Below are 2510 nucleotides of genomic sequence, written 5' to 3' on the forward strand. Positions count from 1 at the left end.
GATCCAGCTCTCCCGCCTCGCTCTTGTGCCAGATCCCCTTGTTGAGCTCGCCCTGTTCGTTCACCAGCGAGGTGAGCGGCGTGAGCGGCTTCCCCCAGCTGAGCATAAAGTGCAGCCCGACTGGCAATTCGGGGAGGCATTCGGCCAGCCAGGCGGCGTGTGCGATAGCGGGGGAGGTGACGATGGCGCTGGTGGAGCTGACGACCCCGTGCTCGAACGCATCTACGATGCCGTAGTTCTGGGCGCGGCAGAGGCCGAAGTCGTCGGCGTTGATGATCAATCTCTTGCTCATGAGGATTCCCTTGCGGTTAAGCGCCCCGCCAGTTCGGGCGGGGCGTGTTGGCCTCAGGCGAGGGCGTCGATGGCGGCGGCGAAGTTGGGCAGGTGTTCGCGGTGGGCCAGCAGCAGCTCGCGGGCGACGATGCGGGCATCGTTGTCGGAGTGGATCAGCGGGTTGAGGTTCATCGCCAACAGCAGGTCATCGAAGTTGCCGCTGATGGCGGCCTTGGCGGCGGCGATCTCGAAGCTCTTGATGAGATGCACCAGCCCGTTCACCTTGTCGTCAAAGCGGGTGAGGCGCGGATGGGGAATGGCGCCGTCACGGCCGATTAGGCAGCTCATCTCCACCGTCCAGTCGGCCGGGATATTGGTGACATGGCCCTGATGGGGCACGATGACGTAGTGCTCGCTCTGCTTGTCGTTGTAGATGGCGCTGATCACTTCGCAGGCTGCATCGGAGTAGTAGGCGCCGCCACGCAGCTCCAGCTCCTTGGGCTTTTCGCACAGCGCGGGGTTCTGGTAGAGCTCGAACAGCTTCTTCTCGACCTGCTGCACGACTTGAGCCCGGGCGCCGCCTTTGTAGAACTCACCCATCTCGATCCCCAGCATCTCTTTCTCCTTGAAGTAGTAACGCAGGTAGGAGCAGGGAAGCAGGCGAAGACCGCGGATAAAACCGGGGTCGAACGGCAAGTCGAAGATGTTCTTGACCGAGCTGGCGCGGGTCAGGCTGCCATCGGCGACCCCTTCCAGCAGCTCGTCAAAGCGGGATTCGTCGTTGACCAGCACATCGCCGATAAAGACCAGATGATTGAGGCCAAACAAGTCCATCGAGAGGTGATCCCGCTCGGTGAGCTGGAGGGCATCGCGCACAAACATCTGCATGCCGACCGGAATGTTGCACACCCCGATAAAGCGGCGGAAGTTGGTATGACGGTGCACCGCTTCGGTCACCATGCCAGCCGGATTGGTGAAGTTAATCAGCCAGGCATCCGGGCAAAGCGCTTCCACGTCGCGGATGATGTCGAAGATGACCGGTATGGTTCGCAGCCCCTTGAACAGGCCGCCTGCGCCGTTGGTCTCCTGCCCCAGCATGCCGTGACTCAAGGGGATGCGCTCATCCTTCTCCCGCGCCTGCAACTGGCCGACGCGAAGCTGGGTGGTGACGAAGTGAGCGCCCACCAGTGCCTCGCGGCGATCCAGGGTTTTGTGCAGGGTCATGGGGATGCCTGCCTGGCGGATCATCCGTTGGCAGAGGTCGAAGATGATGTTCAGTTTCTCTTCGCCAGCGGGAATATCCACCAGCCACAGCTCGCTGATGGGCAGCTCGGCATAGCGCTTGATGAAACCATCGACCAGCTCGGGGGTGTAGCTGCTGCCGCCGCCAATGGTGACTACCTTGATCTTCTCGCTCATAAATCCCTCTTCATCGATCTTTCTAGGTTTGATGGTGGCCACTCTGTCTTCATGGTGAGAGGGGCCGCAGCCGCCTGTGGCAGGGGCTGGTCACAATGGATTGGTTCTCTTGAACCGGGTTGTTTAGGTCAGCAGCTCGCTGGTCTCAGGCTGAACTTTCGAATTTCGGATAGAGATATTTGCGGTAACTGCCCGGGGTAAACGAGGTGAGCTTCTTGAAGTTTTTGATAAAGAGGCTGACGTCGTTGTAGCCGGTCTCGAAGGCGATATCGGCCACCGAGTTGTTGGTCACCTCCAGCTGCATCTTGGCGTAGTTGATCCGGATCTCGTTGATGATCTGCATCGGCGTCTTGTTGTAGTAACGCCGGGTGGCCCTGGTCAGATACTCCTGGCTCTTGCCACAGAGGGAGACCATGTTGGCCAGCGCATCATCGGCAAAGAGGGGGCGATCGTGCATCCGCTCCACGGTTTCATGGAGCCAGAGCGGAAGATCATCGCTGGCGGAGGTGTCCTTGTAGTGACGCAGCCGGTTCATTACCGCGTAGGTCACCACTTCGAGAAATTCGGTCAGTGCCTCTTCCCTAAAGCCCGGGGAGACCAGTACCGACTCGATGTAGCTGAGGAACTCGCTCTTGAGCGCATAGGCCTGTGAGGCGACGAAGTGTTCCGGCAACAGGTATTTGAAGTGCTCGTCAAAATAGGTACGGGTGATCCCGACGTTGAAGATGCGGGTGGTGCCGAACTCGTAGAAGCTCTGATGGCGGGAGCCGAGCGGGATAAACACCACGTCCCCCCGCTCCAGCAGCACCCGCTTGCCG

3 protein-coding genes are annotated in these 2510 nt (G+C 60.0%); all 3 read right to left on the reverse strand.

All coding sequences use genetic code 11. From position 1 onward, the window contains the following. Positions 1–292, reverse strand: a 292-nt coding sequence (locus BN1139_RS08910) for a ChbG/HpnK family deacetylase (protein WP_041980396.1), incomplete at its 3' end; no start/stop codon positions are given. 53 nt (positions 293–345) lie between these two features. Continuing rightward, positions 346–1692, reverse strand: a complete 1347-nt coding sequence (locus tag BN1139_RS08915; RefSeq protein WP_005350021.1) for a 6-phospho-beta-glucosidase — start codon at positions 1690–1692, stop codon at positions 346–348. A gap of 145 nt (positions 1693–1837) precedes the next feature. Further along, a partial coding sequence (gene chbR / locus BN1139_RS08920) for a transcriptional regulator ChbR (RefSeq protein WP_041980398.1) occupies positions 1838–2510 on the reverse strand: 673 nt, incomplete at its 5' end.

The organism is Aeromonas veronii bv. veronii, assembly GCF_000820225.1.
In the GTDB taxonomy this organism is placed as follows: domain Bacteria; phylum Pseudomonadota; class Gammaproteobacteria; order Enterobacterales; family Aeromonadaceae; genus Aeromonas; species Aeromonas veronii.